The 16,389-nt window shown below is 35.6% G+C and carries 15 protein-coding genes; 9 read left to right on the top strand and 6 right to left on the bottom strand.

Annotated features, from left to right (window positions below; genetic code table 11):
• Positions 1-2: 2 nt before the first annotated feature.
• The gene (locus Q1V95_RS10335) at positions 3-506 is read right to left on the bottom strand and encodes a superoxide dismutase family protein (RefSeq protein ID WP_300673427.1); all 504 of its coding nucleotides are present in this window, start codon (positions 504-506) and stop codon (positions 3-5) included.
• A gap of 201 nt (positions 507-707) precedes the next feature.
• Here Q1V95_RS10335 and Q1V95_RS10330 point away from each other — a divergent pair, with 201 nt between their 5' ends.
• From Q1V95_RS10330 to Q1V95_RS10315, 4 genes are all read left to right on the top strand, one after another.
• Positions 708-2,918: a carboxypeptidase-like regulatory domain-containing protein gene (locus tag Q1V95_RS10330; protein ID WP_300673424.1), complete on the top strand. Its 2,211-nt coding sequence runs from the start codon at positions 708-710 to the stop codon at positions 2,916-2,918.
• A 104-nt stretch (positions 2,919-3,022) separates the two neighbouring features.
• A complete protein-coding gene (locus tag Q1V95_RS10325; protein WP_300673421.1) occupies positions 3,023-3,670 on the top strand; it encodes a hypothetical protein in 648 nt (215 codons plus the stop codon).
• Between the two features lie 96 nt (positions 3,671-3,766).
• Positions 3,767-5,887: a prolyl oligopeptidase family serine peptidase gene (locus Q1V95_RS10320; protein WP_300673418.1), complete on the top strand. Its 2,121-nt coding sequence runs from the start codon at positions 3,767-3,769 to the stop codon at positions 5,885-5,887.
• A gap of 94 nt (positions 5,888-5,981) precedes the next feature.
• Positions 5,982-6,416 carry a hypothetical protein gene (locus Q1V95_RS10315; protein WP_300673415.1) on the top strand — a complete coding sequence of 145 codons (435 nt, stop codon included), beginning with the start codon at positions 5,982-5,984 and terminating at the stop codon, positions 6,414-6,416.
• Positions 6,417-6,461: 45 nt separating this feature from the next.
• Here Q1V95_RS10315 and Q1V95_RS10310 read toward each other — a convergent pair whose 3' ends face one another.
• Positions 6,462-6,935 carry a YdeI/OmpD-associated family protein gene (locus Q1V95_RS10310; RefSeq protein ID WP_300673413.1) on the bottom strand — a complete coding sequence of 158 codons (474 nt, stop codon included), beginning with the start codon at positions 6,933-6,935 and terminating at the stop codon, positions 6,462-6,464.
• Between the two features lie 81 nt (positions 6,936-7,016).
• On the opposite strand from Q1V95_RS10310, the gene Q1V95_RS10305 reads away from it, so the two are divergent.
• Positions 7,017-8,309, top strand: coding sequence for a M48 family metalloprotease (locus Q1V95_RS10305; protein ID WP_300673411.1), 1,293 nt, complete (start codon positions 7,017-7,019; stop codon positions 8,307-8,309).
• Positions 8,310-8,327: 18 nt separating this feature from the next.
• Here the strand turns inward: Q1V95_RS10305 and Q1V95_RS10300 are convergent, their stop codons facing one another.
• From Q1V95_RS10300 to Q1V95_RS10285, 4 genes are all read right to left on the bottom strand, one after another.
• On the bottom strand, positions 8,328-9,911 hold the full coding sequence (locus tag Q1V95_RS10300) for a DUF6770 family protein (protein ID WP_300673409.1): 1,584 nt from the start codon (positions 9,909-9,911) through the stop codon (positions 8,328-8,330).
• 90 nt (positions 9,912-10,001) lie between these two features.
• Positions 10,002-10,775, bottom strand: a complete 774-nt coding sequence (locus Q1V95_RS10295) for a hypothetical protein (RefSeq protein ID WP_300673406.1) — start codon at positions 10,773-10,775, stop codon at positions 10,002-10,004.
• Between the two features lie 89 nt (positions 10,776-10,864).
• Entirely contained in the window at positions 10,865-12,406 is a 1,542-nt protein-coding gene (locus tag Q1V95_RS10290) for a glycine--tRNA ligase (RefSeq protein ID WP_300673403.1), read from the bottom strand.
• A 297-nt stretch (positions 12,407-12,703) separates the two neighbouring features.
• Positions 12,704-13,726 (bottom strand): hypothetical protein, encoded by a 1,023-nt coding sequence (locus Q1V95_RS10285; RefSeq protein ID WP_300673401.1) that lies wholly within the window; start codon positions 13,724-13,726, stop codon positions 12,704-12,706.
• A gap of 203 nt (positions 13,727-13,929) precedes the next feature.
• Between Q1V95_RS10285 and Q1V95_RS10280 the strand changes: the two genes are divergently transcribed.
• From Q1V95_RS10280 to Q1V95_RS10265, 4 genes are all read left to right on the top strand, one after another.
• Positions 13,930-14,124: a DUF4177 domain-containing protein gene (locus tag Q1V95_RS10280; RefSeq protein WP_300673398.1), complete on the top strand. Its 195-nt coding sequence runs from the start codon at positions 13,930-13,932 to the stop codon at positions 14,122-14,124.
• A gap of 91 nt (positions 14,125-14,215) precedes the next feature.
• Positions 14,216-14,905: a VIT family protein gene (locus tag Q1V95_RS10275; protein WP_300673396.1), complete on the top strand. Its 690-nt coding sequence runs from the start codon at positions 14,216-14,218 to the stop codon at positions 14,903-14,905.
• 125 nt (positions 14,906-15,030) lie between these two features.
• Entirely contained in the window at positions 15,031-15,732 is a 702-nt protein-coding gene (locus Q1V95_RS10270) for a pseudouridine synthase (protein ID WP_300673394.1), read from the top strand.
• 61 nt (positions 15,733-15,793) lie between these two features.
• Positions 15,794-16,375: a Crp/Fnr family transcriptional regulator gene (locus tag Q1V95_RS10265; RefSeq protein WP_300673393.1), complete on the top strand. Its 582-nt coding sequence runs from the start codon at positions 15,794-15,796 to the stop codon at positions 16,373-16,375.
• Positions 16,376-16,389 lie beyond the last annotated feature (14 nt).

Raw genomic sequence — 16,389 nt, 5'->3', positions numbered from 1 at the left:
TGTTATTTTATCTCAACACATGCCACTCTTCCACCAGCGTTACCTGTAGGTTGCGTATGGAAATCGTCTTTGTCAGCATGGATAATAATCGCTTTACCGATAATATTTTTGCTGGCGTCGCTACATCCAATACACCATTTATCAGTTGAGAAAACCAATTGCGCGGTACCATTTTGGTCGGCTTTTAGGTTACCGATGTCACCCATATGGAAATGCTCAGTTTCCCATTTTCCGTGTTGTGCACCAGCTGGATTCCAGTGTCCACCAGTCGACATTCCGTCTGTAGCAGAGCAATCCGCTTTTTCGTGAAGATGGATTGCGTGTTCTCCTGGTGTCAAATTATAGGCGTTAAGTGTCATCGTCACATCTTTTCCTTTTTGCACAAAATCAACATAACCTTGGGTTTTTGTACCACTTTTTGGATAGATAGTATAATGTTTCTTTGTAGAACAAGAAGTTACTACCAAAGCAGCACCGAAAATGCCAAGTAGGAATATATTTTTCATAATATTAAAATTTATATTGTTTGTAAAATTAACCTTGAATTTACAAAATTTTAAGCATTCACTATTTCAGAAAATGCTGTTAATGCTCTAACAAAATTAAGATAAATTACCATTCGGTTTGCTTTTTTTACCGTTCAGAAAAAATTAATTTTAAGTTAAACTCTTCCTATTTACTTTTGACCCAGAAAAAATAAACAGACTATGACTTCCAATTTTGCATTAAGAACAATGATTTTAGCTTGTACGAGCGTTGCGGCGTTTTCGTTTGCTCAAGTTAATATTTCAGGAAAGGTTTTGTACAAAAACAAACCTGTTAAAGATGTTAATGTCAGCCTAAAAGATTCTTACGATGGTGCAACAACCGATGCCGAAGGTAATTTTAAATTCCAAACCGATGAGCACGGTGAAAAAATAATCCTTTTCACAAATCCTAAGTACGAAGATGCCGAACAGAAAATCAATATCCAGTCAACAGATCTTGTTGTTAATGCTGTTCTTAAAGAAAGTTTAAACGAAATTGATGCTGTTGTTATTTCGGCAGGAAGCATCGAAGCGAGTGATAAAAAGCGTGCTACTGCTCTGCTGACACCACTTGATATCTATACAACTGCGGGTGCAGATGGTCAGGTTACTTCGACTTTGGGCTATCTTCCAGGGGTGCAAAAAGTCGGCGAATCTGAAGGGCTTTTTGTACGTGGCGGTACAGCTGGTGAAACCAAAATTTTTATTGACGGTACTTTGGTGAATAATTATTTTTCGCAATCGACACCAGGATTGGCTGGTAGAGACCGTTTCAATACTTCTTTATTCAAAGGAAATGTTTTTTCTAGTGGGGGTTATTCAGCGCAATATGGACAAGCATTATCTTCCGTTTTGTTGTTAGAAAGTGTGGATTTGCCAGATACAACTTCTTATGATTTTTCGTTGTCACCATTGTTTGCTGGTGCCAATTATCAAAGACTTAACAAGGAAAAAAATGCGTCTTGGGGTGTTTCTGCCAACTACAGCAATCTGAGTTTGGTTTTCGATGTTTTGGATTTGAATACTGACTTTACTACGAAACCTCATGGCTTTGGTGCTGATGCTAATTTCAGAATTAAAACTAAAAAAGGTGGTTTTATCAAATATTATGGAAATTTCCAAACGGGAGGTCTTGGCGTTCTTAATGAAAGCCTAGAACCATCAATTGATAAAACGCAGGTTGATTTGAAATCTAATTATACTTTCCAAACACTTTCCTACAAAGAAAAGTTTGGGAAATATAAGTTAAACTTAAGCACCTCTTACAGTTTTAATCAAAATGATTTAGATATCCATGCTTTGCAAAATGATAACTCTATGTATAGTTTTGTGACCAATACCAAAGGAAATTATGTTAATGCAAAAGCTGTTGTAGAACGTAAAATAAGTAAAATAAGTTTGTTAAGAACAGGTATTGAGTTTAACAATGCGATCGAAGATTCTCAATATGATGTTTATAAAAAACATTACACCGATTTGATTTCTGCTGGCTTTGCAGAAACCAATTTAGCTGTTAACCGAAATTTTTCGGTGAGCATTGGTGCAAGAGCAGAAAATTCGAGCTATCTTGACAAATGGAACTTCGCCCCAAGAGCTTCAATGGCTTATAAATTGTCAGAGTCTTGGGTATCTTCTTTTGCTTACGGTATTTATTATCAAAATCCAGAAAGCAAATATATCAACTCTAACGCGCCACTTGGTTTCCAAAGAGCTGACCATTATGTTTTCCAACTTCAACACAATACCGAAGGTCGTAGTTTGAGACTAGAAGCTTTCTACAAAGATTATACACATCTTATCAAGACACAAGGTTCCTCTACTTTCCAAGTGGCGACAGACAACTCCGGAAATGGCTATGCAAAAGGAATCGAATTGTTTTGGAGAGATAAGAAATCCATTAAAGGAATCGATTATTGGTTAACCTATTCTTATTTGGATACCGAACGTAATTTTATGAATTTCCCAACAACTTTAACACCGACTTTCGCAGCGAAAAATACACTTTCTGCTGTCGCTAAAAAGTTTATTATGAATTGGAAGACTGGATTTAATCTTTCTTACACTTACGCATCTGGTAGACCTTATTATGATTTGACACCCGATTCTAGCAGTAGCATAAGACACGAAGGTTATCTTAAAGATTATAGTGCGCTTAATTTCAGTGTGAATTATGTACCAACAGTTGGACTAAAGGATAACAAATCCAATATGGTTTTTGTGTTGGGAATTAATAATATTCTTGGAACTAAAAACGTCTATGGCTACAATTATTCTCAGGACGGAATGCGTCGTAGCCCTGTTTTGCCAGCTTATAACACATTCGTATTTATTGGGGCATTTTTCAGTTTTGGTGTTGACAAAACCAATGAAGCGATTAATAATAACCTATAACGATTCAGTAAAGCAAAAATACCTTTCGGTAGAATATTTTTTAAAAGGTAGACTTTTTGCAATTAACTTTGAACCAACAAATTGAAACCACAAATATTTATATTATGAAAAACTTAATCTTAATCGCAGCTTTTATCTTTATCGGGACGAAATCTTTTGCACAATCTGCTTACGAGAAAGCAATGGCAGACAAAGTTTCGAAAGTAGAAACGACTATGAATGTTGATGATTTTACAGCTTTGGCAAATGATTTCCTTAGAATCGGCACCAAAGAAAATACGCAATGGCTACCCTATTATTATGCAGCATTTTCTAATATCCAAAAAGGTAGATTGTTGATGCGTTCTAACAAAGTATCAGATTTGGATGCTATTGCAGCGGAAGCAGATAAATATATTGCAAAAGCAGACGAACTTAGCCCAAATAATGCAGAAATCTATATTCTTAAAAAAATGTCGGCTAGTCTTAAGATGATGGTAGATCCGATGACTCGTTATATGACTTATGGACAAGAAGCGCAACAGGATTTGGCTAAGGCAAAACAACTAGATCCAAATAACCCGAGAATTTCGGTTTTGGAAGCTGAAGATACTTACTTTACGCCAGAACAATTTGGTGGTAGCAAGACAAAAGGTATCGAGCTTTTCAAACAAGCAGTGGCACAGTTTGGAACATACAAAATAAAAACGCCACTAGATCCTAATTGGGGAAAAAGTGAAGCAGAGTATTTTTTGAGCCAATCGAATAAGTAATATCAATTAAATTTTCTTTAAACTAAATCTTTCGGTTATACTGAAAGATTTTTTTGTTTTGAAACTTTATGTATTTTTGATAGAAATAAATATGATATGAAATTAAAATATACTGTATTAAGTATCAGTCTATTGTTTTTTACCAATAGTTATGCACAAAAAATGAAAGTAGGAGCCTATCCAAAAGCAGAAAAAGGAAACCAAGTTGATAACTATTTTGGAAGCCAAGTTGCCGATCCTTACCGCGATCTCGAAAATGATTCTCCAGCAACCAAAAAATGGGTTGACGAAGAAGTGACTTTTTCGCAAGATTACCTTTCAAAAATTCCTTTCAGACAGGAGATTAAAGATCAATTAAAGCATATCTGGAATTACGAAAAAATATCCGCTCCTTTTAAAGAAGGCGGTTACACTTATTTCTATAAAAATGATGGTTTGCAAGCGCAATCGGTACTATATCGAAATAGTAGAAGATTAAGAACTGCGGAAGTATTTTTGGATCCAAATAAATTTTCGGAGAAAGGAACGACGTCAATGTCAAGAATTTCATTTAACAAAAAAGGAAATTTAGCAGCCTATTCTATTTCGGAAGGTGGAAGCGATTGGAACAAAATTATCATTATCGATACTGAAACTAAAAAGCAAATTGACGATACATTGGTTGATGTTAAATTCAGTGGTATTGCTTGGCAAGGTGATGAAGGCTTCTACTACTCTAGTTATGACAAACCAAAAGAAGGAACTGTACTTTCTGGGATGACCGATAAGCATAAAGTCTATTTCCACAAACTGGGAACAAAACAATCGGAAGACAAACTAATTTTTGGTGGTGATCAGATGCCAAGAAGATATCTAGGTGCTAGCCTAACAGAAGATGAGAGATATCTTATTATTTCGGCTGCTAATGCTACCAATGGCAACGAGTTGTATGTTAAAGATCTACAAAAAGGTGGCGATTTCGTACAAGTTGTGAAAGGTTTTGACATCAATGCCGATGTTGTGGATAACGACGGCGAAAATCTGTTTATCTACACAGATAAAGATGCACCAAATGGTCGTTTGGTAAAAGCAAATATGGCAAATCCAACACCTGATAAATGGACCAATATTATCTCAGAAACCGAAAATGTATTGGGCGTATCTGCGGGTGGAGGTTACTTTTTTGCGACTTATATGATTGATGCCATTGATCAAGTAAAACAATTTGATAAAACAGGAAAATTAATTAGAAATATCGAACTTCCAGGAAAAGGTAATATTGGGGGATTTGGCGGAAAAGCTAATGATCAATATGTTTATTTTACATTTACAAATTATGTAACACCTACTAGTGTTTATCGTTATGATATCGCTTCAGGAACTTCTCGTCAAACGCAACGTCCAATTGTGGATTTCCAATCAGAGAATTTTGTGTCAGAACAAGTATTCTATACTTCAAAAGATGGTACCAAAATCCCAATGATGATCAACTACAAAAAAGGTTTGAAAATGAATGGTAAGAATCCTACAATCCTTTATTCTTATGGTGGATTCAACACAAGTTTGCAACCAGCATTTTCTGTGGTTAATGCCATCTGGATGGAGAATGGTGGTATCTATGCAGTACCTAACATCCGTGGTGGTGGCGAGTATGGTAAAAAATGGCATGATGCAGGAACCAAGCAACAAAAGAAAAACGTATTTGAAGACTTTATCGCAGCTGGAGAATACCTTCAGTCCAAAAAATATACTTCGAAGGATTATATGGCTATTTCTGGTCGTTCTAATGGCGGATTGTTAGTTGGTGCGACGATGACAATGCGTCCAGATCTTGCAAAAGTGGCTTTCCCAGGTGTTGGTGTTTTGGATATGTTGCGTTATAACAAATTCACGGCTGGTGCTGGTTGGTCTTACGATTATGGTACCGCAGAGGATTCTAAAGAAATGTTTGAATATCTAAAATCTTATTCGCCAGTACACAATGTTAAAAAAGGTGTGTGCTACCCTTCTACTATGATTATCACAAGTGATCATGATGACAGAGTTGTACCAGCACATTCTTTCAAATTTGGGGCAGAATTGCAAGAAAAGCAATCTTGTAAAAATCCAATTTTGCTGAGAATTGAGAAAAATGCAGGTCATGGCGCAGGTCGCTCAACAGACCAAGTGATTGGTGAAAATGGTGATTTGCTGTCATTTGCACTTTTTGAAATGGGTTTCAAATCATTAAAAAAATAATTTTGAACAAAATTCCTCGATATTTTTTCAAGGAATTTTATTTTTGGATAGTTATTTGCATTCATCAATTATCTTTAAAAATTAACCAAATCCTATGAAAACAAATCTTTTAATAGCAGGTGTTTTGCTAAGTTTAGTAACTGTTTCTTGCAAAAAAAGTGAAGGCGGAAACAAAGATGTTATTTCAGAATCGTCATCATCGCAAACAACAGTTGTTGACAACAACGGAAAAGTTGATAGTGTAACGACATCATCATCCGAACAAAATGTTAACGGAAACCAAACCCAAGAAGTGTCAGTTCCTTACAAAGGACTGGATGGTACACGCGCCAAAGCGACCTTTACAACTGATAAAAGTGGAAAAACGATTATGATTGAAGCTAATAATAACAAGTTTCAGTTGGATCTAAAATCAAAATCTGCAACAGGCGAGCATTACGAAAGAAATGGTGTATCTGCCGTTACGAAAGGCGATTCATTGATCATTTCTCAAGGGAATACGGTTATTCCTTTGGTGAAAGTTAAATAACGTATTCAAACTAAGATTAAATAAAAAAGGGATTTGAAAACTATTTCAAATCCCTTTTTTTCCGTCCAAAATCATCTCGATCATCTTTATTTTTCGGCGTTCACGCGTTTCCTCTTTTTTTGCTTCTTCAATCCAGCGCATATATTCTTTGCGATGTGTGTAGGCCATTTTTTCGTAAAGTTCTTTGGCTTTTGGGTTTTCCTCGAACAGAATTTTAACATCATCCGGAACGACCACTACTCTTTCTTCCTCGTCTTTCCAAAGTTTGACATCCACAGCATCGCCAAAAGTTTTGCCGAGTTGCTTTCTAATAGCCTGTGTCAATCCAACACAATGTCCAAAACCCATATTAGCAAGGCTTCCGCGATATTCTACTTTATCATCAAATAAGACCTTTATTTTGACTTGCCCTTTAGTTTCGAAAAGTTCGAAAACGTCGTAAGGAAAAGGAACATAAGCAGCATTCATATCTTGATGTTGCTGAATTTCTGCCGAAAAGTGAATGATTTTGTTTGACATAATTGGATTGAAATTAATACGAAGATAATATTTTCAAATTTGTATCATTTGACATTATATTTGTAAAAATTAAAACATCGAATGAAGAAACTTTACATTATTGTTTTTTTACTTTTACTAAAATTTTTCTCTGCCCAAAATTTTAAAATAGATACAGCAGATTACGCTCAAAGAAAAGCTTTTTTAACAACTTATCAAGCAAAAAGTGATCAGTTTAACAAAGCTCTGAAAAAGAAATACAGCGGACAAGAATCGCGCGAATTGGTGAAATTTTTTACGGGATTTCAGAAAAATATGACCGAAGAGGTCAAAGATAGAATGTATTCTTTTGATGCGAGTTTTCTAAGTTTTGTTAAAGCACGTGTCGATAATCTTGCAGCTGCTAACAAGGATATTCCAACAGATTTCAGTATTTTGATTGCAAAGGACAACGAGCCTAATGCTTATAATCTCGGTGACAAAACGCTCATTGTTAATATGGGACTTTTCGCTTTTATTAAAAATGAATATCAGTTCGATGCGATTATAAGCCACGAATTGGCGCACCAAACTTTGGATCATACTCTGAAAAACTTGCTTGCTCGATTGGAAAATGATAAAGACAAAAAACTGGAAGTTAGCGATATGAAACGTGCTGGCAATAGTAATTCTAAAGCTTTTGAACTTTACAAAAATATGTTGTATTCTAACAGCAAGCAACGTCGTAAAAATGAAATTTCAGCGGACTCTTTAGGTTATCGTTATTACCTTTCTGCTGGACTTCCGCCAACCAATTTTTCTAGAGCTTTGCAAAATCTTAAAGATTATGATGACCAAAAAGAAGATAGTGTAAAAGCTGATGTTTACAGAAAAGTTTTTAATATTCCTACTCAAGCTTTTAAAGAAGATTGGTTAAAAATGGAGGATTTTTCCAAATACAACTACAAACTTTACAAAGAGAAAATTTCGCAGGATTCCTTAAAGTCGCATCCCGATTTGGAATTCAGAATTAATCTTTTGAAGAAAAACCATTCCGAGTTGGGAATTTCTGATTTTGATGCACCTGCATCGCCGCAATTTGAAGCTTTGGCAAAACTTGCGAAAGCGCGCGTTATACCTAACTTTATCGAAACCGAAAAATATGGTCAAGCGATTTACAATTGTTTGGCAATTCTACAAGATGAGCCAGAGGATAAAGCAGCGAAATATTATCTGGGACTTTTGTTTAACAAAATCTATGATGCTCGAAAAAGTTATACGCTCAACCGTTATCTTGACAAAATTGAACCTAATAAACAGAACCAAAGTTATCAACAATTTTTATCCTTTATGTGGAATCTTGGTCTTGATGACATTAAAAATATTGGACAGTATTATGAAAAAAGCGGGAATTAATTCCCGCTTTTTTATGTTTTAGTAGTTTAGTTTTTCTAATCTTACTTGGTTGTATTTTTCTTTTTTGTTATACTCATTTAGCAAAATGTAACCTTCCTTAGCCACGTAAGGTACAATTGTATTTTCCTCAGTTCCGATTGGGATAACTTCTTGCTTAAACTGGTTTTTGATCAAAGTATTGATGTACAGATTGACTACTTTTTTCTTATCAGCATTTTTGACAAGATCTTTGTAAAAGAAAACCACATCGTCGCCACCTTTGATGTTTTGGGCAAAAAGATAATCGGTTGATGAGAATTTAGAAACCTCTTTAGGAATCATTTTAGCACCAATTAGTTTGAAGTTTTCGTCGGTGTAGATATAATAGAAATCTTTGTTTTTATTGGCGCTGTAAGCACCTTCGTCTTTGTACATTTCCGTCAAAATCCCAACACCTCCATCCTTCATCAGGTAGATAGCACGCGGCGCAAGATAATAACTTGATTCTAGCTTTCCGCCATCTTTAACAGCTGGGATATATTTGATCAAATCATTAACATAATCGAACATTTTGAAAGATACATCCAAGCTTTTTTTATCAACAATCATTCTGACATAACCGTTACCGTTGAGGTTGTAATAGTTAACTTCTGAGGCTTCATAGGCTCTACCAACCATAATGAATTTGTCATCGAAATTTTTGCTGTTAGAAAGATCGCCTGTTTGCGTGTACATCAACGAAAGATATTTTAACGTAGATTCCTTAGACAACTTGTTAGGTAGACTTTCCAATAGAGGCTCTAATTCTTGCTTTTTAAGGATGTTTCCCGTTTTGATGTCCAAGATTACCAAAGAAAATGTTGAAGTCTTATTTTCGGTTCTTCTGAGGATGGAAATAATTTTGTCTTCATCTAAAGATAAAATCCTAAGACTTTCGTCAAACTTCTTGGTTCCTCCTTTGTTATAGTCGAAACTCCAAATTTCTTTGGCATCGGGTGTATAAAGACTCAATTTGTCATTTTTGGTATAAGAGTCGTAGTCATCATATTTCATCACCAAATAAGTATCGTATTTGGTTTCCCAAACCTGAGAGCGCTCCACAAAACCGTTTTTCTTGCGTTCTTCTTTAACCTCATTTCGAGATTCTTTTAACGTTTTATCAAATGGACAATCAATAAGCTTTCCTTGCTCGTAACATTTCTCGTTACGATCCTTCATTTCGTTGGTTGTCAAATCAACTTCTTTGTCACTTGGTGGGACAAAAGCTTTTGCACCACCACTTATCGCCAAATAATTGTAAACCAATCGCGGTGACAGAGTTAACTTGCCGCGCACATTGGTGTAGGCAACATAGGAAGCAACTGTTTTGTCTGCAACAAATTCCTTGTTAACAACCACATTTAGGTTTTTATCTAGAAAGATATATTCGAATTTCTTTTTTTGATCGTTATCCGTTTTTCCTTGATCATACAAGGTAAAATAGCCTTCAACCTGTTCTCCTTTTTTATCGTAAATAGCGTTGAATTGCACATTTTCGCCTGTTGCAAGTTTTTCTAAATCCTGCGACTGCGCCTGAAACAAGTTCGCAAATCCTAATAAAATGAATGGATAGATTTTCTTCATTGTTGTTTTAAAAATTAATTGGCTAAAATAACAAAAAACCTCTCCGAAGAAAGGTTTTTATTAAATTTTGTTTTACATCGAAATGACGTTCTATTTGTTATAAAAATAATTGCGAACGCTTGATATGGCTTGTCCATTAGCACTAAGACCTTTTGTTGTTTGTTGGTCTGGTACATTCTTCGAACTGAAAGTATAGGTCGAAGTCGTTGTCTCAGTCGTAGAAGTTGTCCCTGCGCTGCTTGTATAGGTTATTTTCTTTGTCGATTTTGTGATGTTATTTTTCCCAAAATCAGGCGTTAGAACATTGATTTGATAGAAACCTTTTACGTTATAGTAAGGGTTTTGCTTCCCATCGAATTCGTAATTGTTTTCGTAAGTTGAGGTCACATCGCCATCTTTAACAACATTAGTCGTTTTTGATAGGTTACCATTCGTATAGTAATAATCTCCAGTGGTAGATTCCGAAGTTGCGACATTAACCTTAGTGTATTTTAAATGCGAGTCGTTTTCCCAATCTAGCAAATATATAATTTTGCTATTGTCAGCCATTGTTGTAGTTATCGTAGATACTCGACTATTAGCGTATTTGTATTCTAGAGTTTGTGTCAATTTATCTCCTTCATATACGCTAACTTTAGAGATTGTTTGACCGTCGTAAGTGTATACTTTCTTCCCTGTAAGATAGTTGTTTTCAGAAATTTCGTTGTTATTTTTATAAGTGAAATTCTCTGTTAAACCATTATCTGTGACAATTTTTGTGGGCAGAATTGGGATTATATTTTCATTTCCCGGATTATCGTCATTGCTGCTAGAACATGATAATATTAAACCAGAAACTACTAAAGCGCTAATTATTTTTTTCATTACTTTTTTTGACAAAGATATTGTTTTAAAATAAAAAAATAGACTTCCAAAAAAGAAGCCTATTTTATATTTTTTCTAAATTTTAAAACTTAAATCTTACTCAAAAGCGTTCTAAAGTTTACTTTCTCGTCGATAATTCTTCTCAGTTCAGAAACTGGAACACGCTCTTGTTGCATTGTATCGCGATCACGTAAAGTCACCGTGTTGTTAATTAAAGAATCGTGGTCAATCGTGATACAGAAAGGCGTACCCAAAGCATCATTTCTTCTGTAACGCTTACCAATACTATCTTTTTCTTCATAGATTAAGTTGAAATCGTATTTCAAATCATTGAAGATTTTCTCTGCATACTCGCCCAAACCATCTTTCTTCATCAATGGAAGAATCGCTGCTTTTACAGGTGCCAAAGCTGGTGGAAGTGATAGAACTGTTCTTTCTGATCCATCTTCCAAAACTTCATCTTTTAAACAATGTGAGAAGATTGCCAAGAACAATCTGTCAAGACCAACCGAAGTTTCAACAACATAAGGCACATAACTTTCGTTTCTTTCTGGATCGAAATATTGTAATTTCTTACCCGAATATTTTTCGTGCGCCGTAAGGTCAAAATCCGTTCTCGAGTGGATTCCTTCCAATTCTTTAAACCCAAATGGGAATTTAAACTCAATATCCGCTGCTGCATTCGCATAATGAGCCAACTTTTCGTGGTCGTGGAATTTATAATTTTCTTGTCCCAAACCTAAAGCCAAATGCCAGTTAAGACGTTTTGTTTTCCATTGCTCGTAGAACTCCAATTCCGTTCCTGGCGGAACAAAGAATTGCATTTCCATTTGCTCGAACTCACGCATTCTGAAAATAAATTGTCTCGCAACAATTTCATTTCTAAAAGCTTTTCCGATTTGCGCAATCCCAAAAGGCAATTTATGTCTCGACGTTTTTTGTACGTTTAGATAGTTTACGAAAATCCCTTGCGCCGTTTCTGGACGCAGGTACAAGTCCATTGCCGAATCTGCAGAAGCACCCAATTTTGTCCCGAACATCAAGTTAAATTGTCTCACTTCAGTCCAGTTTTTAGAGCCCGTATCAGGATCAGCAATTTCCAATTCTTCGATCAATGCTTTCACATCGCCCAAATCATTTGCTTCTAACGATCTTGCCAATCTTTTCAGCGCAGCATCTTGCTTAGCACGATATTCCAAAACGCGTGGATTAGTCGATTCAAACTCCGCTTTATTAAAAGCATCACCGAATCTTTTCGCCGCCTTTTCGATTTCTTTTTGTGCTTTATCCTCAAGCTTTGCAGCCCAATCTTCTACCAAAACATCAGCACGGAAACGTTTTTTAGAATCTTTATTATCGATTAACGGATCATTAAAAGCATCAACGTGTCCCGACGCCTTCCAAATTGTAGGATGCATAAAAATCGCAGAGTCAATACCCACGATATTTTCGTTCAACTGCACCATCGCTTTCCACCAATATTGCTTGATGTTATTCTTTAGTTCAGCACCATTTTGTCCATAATCGTATATTGCCGAAAGCCCGTCGTACACCTCGCTAGAAGGGAAAATAAAACCATATTCTTTTGCGTGTGACACGACTTTCTTAAAAACGTCTTCCTGTTTTGCCATAGTTCCAATGAGTTATTATGCAAAAATAGGCTTTTCTTTTGTCCTAGTCAACGGTCGCGATGCAAAATTATTTGGGCGGACAATTCGCGCTATCCGCTATATCTTTTGCCAAAGCCGCTTCTTTCCCCAACGCTTTCCGGCAAAAGGATGCCGCTTCTATCACGGCCGCGATTGGTCGCAATTGAAAAAGTTGTCCAACAAAAAATGAGGTAAAATTCCTAAAACACAATATTTTTTTAATCAGACAAAAAAAGCCTTTCAGGGTTTCAAACCCTGAAAGGCTTTTAGAAAATTTTGTTACTTTTTAATTAGATAACAATCTTTTTTACCAATGTCAAAACTCGTTACCAGTATAAAACTAAGTTTCTGATCGGTGATAAAATCGTACATCTGCGATACTGATTTTGCATAAACCTTATCGCGATCACCGTTTTGCTTAATTTTAAGATTGTAATTTTTTAAGCTTAAAAATGCGGAACCTTTATAATAATCACTGTGGGCAGAGTTTCCACTCACGCTTATACTAAAGCCTCCTCCTGGATAGGTTGTCAAGGTTTTCGCATAAAAATCGTCCAAAGTAATGTAGTTGTCTGCCGACTTGCCTTCCATTTCTCTCAAAGGACTTTTCGTATTGCCAAAATTATCGCCTTTCCTGAAAATATCTTCGATTTTATCATCAATACCTAACAAATCAACGGCGTAGATTTTATTATCTTTTACATAAATCAACCGATTTTGAGTTTCGGTATATCCAGCTGTAGTCGGAGGTCCTGATGAATCTATAGTATCGGATTTTGCTTTTTCGGATACTTCATTCCCAAATTTCGTGTCAATCGTATAGAAAAGTTTTTCTGAGTTTAATTGTTCCGCCAACTTTTGGAACGAGGAAACATCATTTTTCGCAATTGACAAAACTTCAATTTTTTTGTTCGTTTTGTCACCATCCCAAAACCAAGTATTATAAAACTCGTCGCCAATGATGTAATAGTTTGTCAAATCATTGTTTTTCACAATGCTCAGACTATCTTTTATATTTCCTGCAAAGTCCAACTTTAGAAACTTGTATTCATCTTCGTTGTTGGAGGCAACTTGGATGTAAACAAGCTTTTGCTGGTCATCAATCATTGGATTATGTAATGGAAAATCAACGATATGCATTTTGGAAATCTTCCTTTCAGCAACCAAGTTGTCCAAGCTTTTATATTGTGTTGTATCAATTTTTTTTCCGAGTAGAAAATCGTTGATTTGTTTGGTTTTGATTTCCTTGGAGCAACTCACCAACAAGCTACCTAAAAGACAAAAGCATAAAAATCTCAGCATAAACAATGTGTTTTCTCAAAGATAATTTTTTTTCAAGACTTTAGAAGTTGATATTTTATTGCTCGTTTACTCCTGCCAATGAGGTTTCCGAAGTACTGTGAAAAGAATTTCGATAATATTTTTAGACTGATTCTAAGCTTATAAAGCTTTACTTTTGTAATTAATAGGAGTTAAAAACAACACATCTAAATCAAAATAAAACGATGAGAAAAACTTTCGAATACAAAACCGTAGAAATCAAATCAAGAAGTATTTGGACAACCGAAGTCCCAACAGAAGAAATCGACGAAATTCTTAATAGACTAGGTCGAGATGGCTGGGAATTGGTTGTTGTTAAAGAGTTTGTTGGTATGGGAAGCTCAATCTCTAGTATGTACACTTTCAAAAGAGAACTTTAAGAAGCTCTAATTAATTTCGAAAAATTTGGAGATAATTTCATGCTTTTTGGAAAGTTAGAATGTCTTTAATTTTATAATAAATTCCTCGCTTATGAAAAAGATGGAAGAACATTATGTGACCAGAATTGGATGGTTGCGTGCAGCTGTGCTTGGTGCTAATGATGGATTACTTTCTACAACAAGTATTGTCATTGGTGTTGCCGCTGCCGAAGCATCGCGAGATTCTATCGTGTTGGCAGCACTTGCTGGGATGATGGCTGGTGCCATGTCGATGGCTGCAGGAGAATATGTCTCCGTTAGTTCGCAAGCCGACACCGAAAAAGCTGACATTGAGCGAGAAAGAAAAGAACTTGAGGAAAACCCTGAATTTGAACTTCATGAGTTGGCGCACATTTACGAGAAAAGAGGCGTTTCCAAAGAAACGGCTTTGCAAGTTGCTAAAGAATTGTCTGCCCACGACGCCTTAGAAGCTCACGCTAAAGACGAATTGGGCATCAACGAAATTTCTGCAGCAAAACCTTTTCAAGCGGCTTTAGCTTCATTTTTTTCCTTTTTCGGTGGTGCCATTATTCCAATGATTGTCGCATTGGTTGCGCCAGTTGTCACAATGGTCTATTGGCAGTATGCGTTGGCCATTTTCTTCCTAATGGTTTTAGGTGCAATTGCTGCAAAAACAGGAGGCTCAAATATTTGGACAAGCGTGCTTCGTATAGGTTTTTGGGGAACCATCGCTATGGGAACAACTGCTTTGGTAGGACACTTTTTTGGAACCAATGTTTAGATTTTTAATAAAGAATTTAAGAATATTGAGACTTAGATTTCTAATGTTGTAAAGCGCAAGAAAAGCTTTAGCTTCTAAATATATTTTGGTAATTGTTTTTCTCTGCAAATCTTTATTTTTGCACAATGTTAGAAATTCTTTATCGCGATGCGTATTTTATTGCAATCAATAAACCTAGTGGATTGTTGGTGCACAAATCCTATTATGCTGGACCTGTGGACGAATATGCTGTAGAAAAACTAACAAAACAAATCGGTCAAAAAGTACATCTTGTACACCGATTAGACCGAAAAACTTCTGGCGTCTTGCTATTTGCGTTGGATAAAGAAAGCCTGAAGCTTATCAGTGACCAATTTATGAGTCGCGACGTTGAGAAGAAATATATTGCTATTCTTCGCGGTTGGACTAAAGAAGAGGAAACCATCGATTACGACTTGGCGAATGAAAATGAAGTTGTCCAAAATGCGATCACGCATTACCGACGTTTGCAAACTTCCGAAATTGATTTGCCTTTTAGAAAACACCAAACTTCGCGTTATTCTTTGGTGGAAGCGCTTCCCGAGACTGGAAGATTCCATCAATTGAGAAAGCATTTCAAACATATTTTGCACCCTATTTTGGGTTGCCGAAAACATGGTTGCAACAAACAAAATAAATTGTGGTTGCAAACATTTAATATCACGGCGATGCCTTTGCATTCGCATCAAATCAACTTTATTCATCCGATAACGAAGGAAAATATTTCAATTAATGCAAGTCTCAATGTCAATCCTGAATTTTTCGAAATCGCTAAAATTTTGAGTTTTGATTTGAAAGATTATATCTAGAACACGAAAACTTGGAATTTCTAATAAGAAAAAATTCTAAATTAGTTTTATAAGAACATATATGTCCGAATTTGAATTATTAAAGACAAAACTCCAAGAGATTTCTAGTTTTTCCCAAGAAGAACTTCATGAAATATATTCACATTTTGAAATTCAGAGTTTCAAGAAGAATGAGTTTTTGCTTAATTCTGATGAGGTTTGCCATTATTTGTATTTCGTAACCAAAGGTGTTTTGCGGACATTTCACCTTAACGCGAACGCTTCAGAGTTTACAAGACTCATCGTTTCTGAAGGCGAGTTTTGCACAATTTTAATTAGTTTTCAAGAAAAAGTGGCTTCGCCAGCTTTTATTCAAGCTTTGGAACATGGAAGTTTGTTGAGAATTTCCAATGAAAACTTTCAAAAGCTGATTTCCGAAAACTCAAAATTTGAGAAAGTTTATTTACAGATTTTAGAAAGATTCCAAAATTTTCAAATCAAAAGAATCGAATTTTTAACTTCATATTCGCCACAGGAGAAAGTTGATATTTTCTTAAAAGAACAATCAGAATTATCACAAAGGCTTACGGATAAGGTTATTGCGACCTATCTACAAATTACACCCGAAACATTTTCGCGATGTAAGAAAAAATCTAATTCTTGATTTCAATCATTTTT

It is taken from the genome of Soonwooa sp. (genome assembly GCF_030151385.1).
GTDB lineage: Bacteria > Bacteroidota > Bacteroidia > Flavobacteriales > Weeksellaceae > Soonwooa.
The sequence above is the reverse complement of the archived record's forward strand: the minus strand, read 5'-3'. Positions and strand labels throughout refer to the sequence as shown.

What these genes read in the sequence shown, in the direction of transcription:
- Q1V95_RS10335 (WP_300673427.1), bottom strand. Translation starts at nt 506, where the DNA reads ATGAAAAATATATTCCTACTTGGCATTTTCGGTGCTGCTTTGGTAGTA.
- Q1V95_RS10330 (WP_300673424.1), top strand. Translation starts at nt 708, where the DNA reads ATGACTTCCAATTTTGCATTAAGAACAATGATTTTAGCTTGTACGAGC.
- Q1V95_RS10325 (WP_300673421.1), top strand. Translation starts at nt 3,023, where the DNA reads ATGAAAAACTTAATCTTAATCGCAGCTTTTATCTTTATCGGGACGAAA.
- Q1V95_RS10320 (WP_300673418.1), top strand. Translation starts at nt 3,767, where the DNA reads ATGAAATTAAAATATACTGTATTAAGTATCAGTCTATTGTTTTTTACC.
- Q1V95_RS10315 (WP_300673415.1), top strand. Translation starts at nt 5,982, where the DNA reads ATGAAAACAAATCTTTTAATAGCAGGTGTTTTGCTAAGTTTAGTAACT.
- Q1V95_RS10310 (WP_300673413.1), bottom strand. Translation starts at nt 6,935, where the DNA reads ATGTCAAACAAAATCATTCACTTTTCGGCAGAAATTCAGCAACATCAA.
- Q1V95_RS10305 (WP_300673411.1), top strand. Translation starts at nt 7,017, where the DNA reads ATGAAGAAACTTTACATTATTGTTTTTTTACTTTTACTAAAATTTTTC.
- Q1V95_RS10300 (WP_300673409.1), bottom strand. Translation starts at nt 9,911, where the DNA reads ATGAAGAAAATCTATCCATTCATTTTATTAGGATTTGCGAACTTGTTT.
- Q1V95_RS10295 (WP_300673406.1), bottom strand. Translation starts at nt 10,775, where the DNA reads ATGAAAAAAATAATTAGCGCTTTAGTAGTTTCTGGTTTAATATTATCA.
- Q1V95_RS10290 (WP_300673403.1), bottom strand. Translation starts at nt 12,406, where the DNA reads ATGGCAAAACAGGAAGACGTTTTTAAGAAAGTCGTGTCACACGCAAAA.
- Q1V95_RS10285 (WP_300673401.1), bottom strand. Translation starts at nt 13,726, where the DNA reads ATGCTGAGATTTTTATGCTTTTGTCTTTTAGGTAGCTTGTTGGTGAGT.
- Q1V95_RS10280 (WP_300673398.1), top strand. Translation starts at nt 13,930, where the DNA reads ATGAGAAAAACTTTCGAATACAAAACCGTAGAAATCAAATCAAGAAGT.
- Q1V95_RS10275 (WP_300673396.1), top strand. Translation starts at nt 14,216, where the DNA reads ATGAAAAAGATGGAAGAACATTATGTGACCAGAATTGGATGGTTGCGT.
- Q1V95_RS10270 (WP_300673394.1), top strand. Translation starts at nt 15,031, where the DNA reads ATGTTAGAAATTCTTTATCGCGATGCGTATTTTATTGCAATCAATAAA.
- Q1V95_RS10265 (WP_300673393.1), top strand. Translation starts at nt 15,794, where the DNA reads ATGTCCGAATTTGAATTATTAAAGACAAAACTCCAAGAGATTTCTAGT.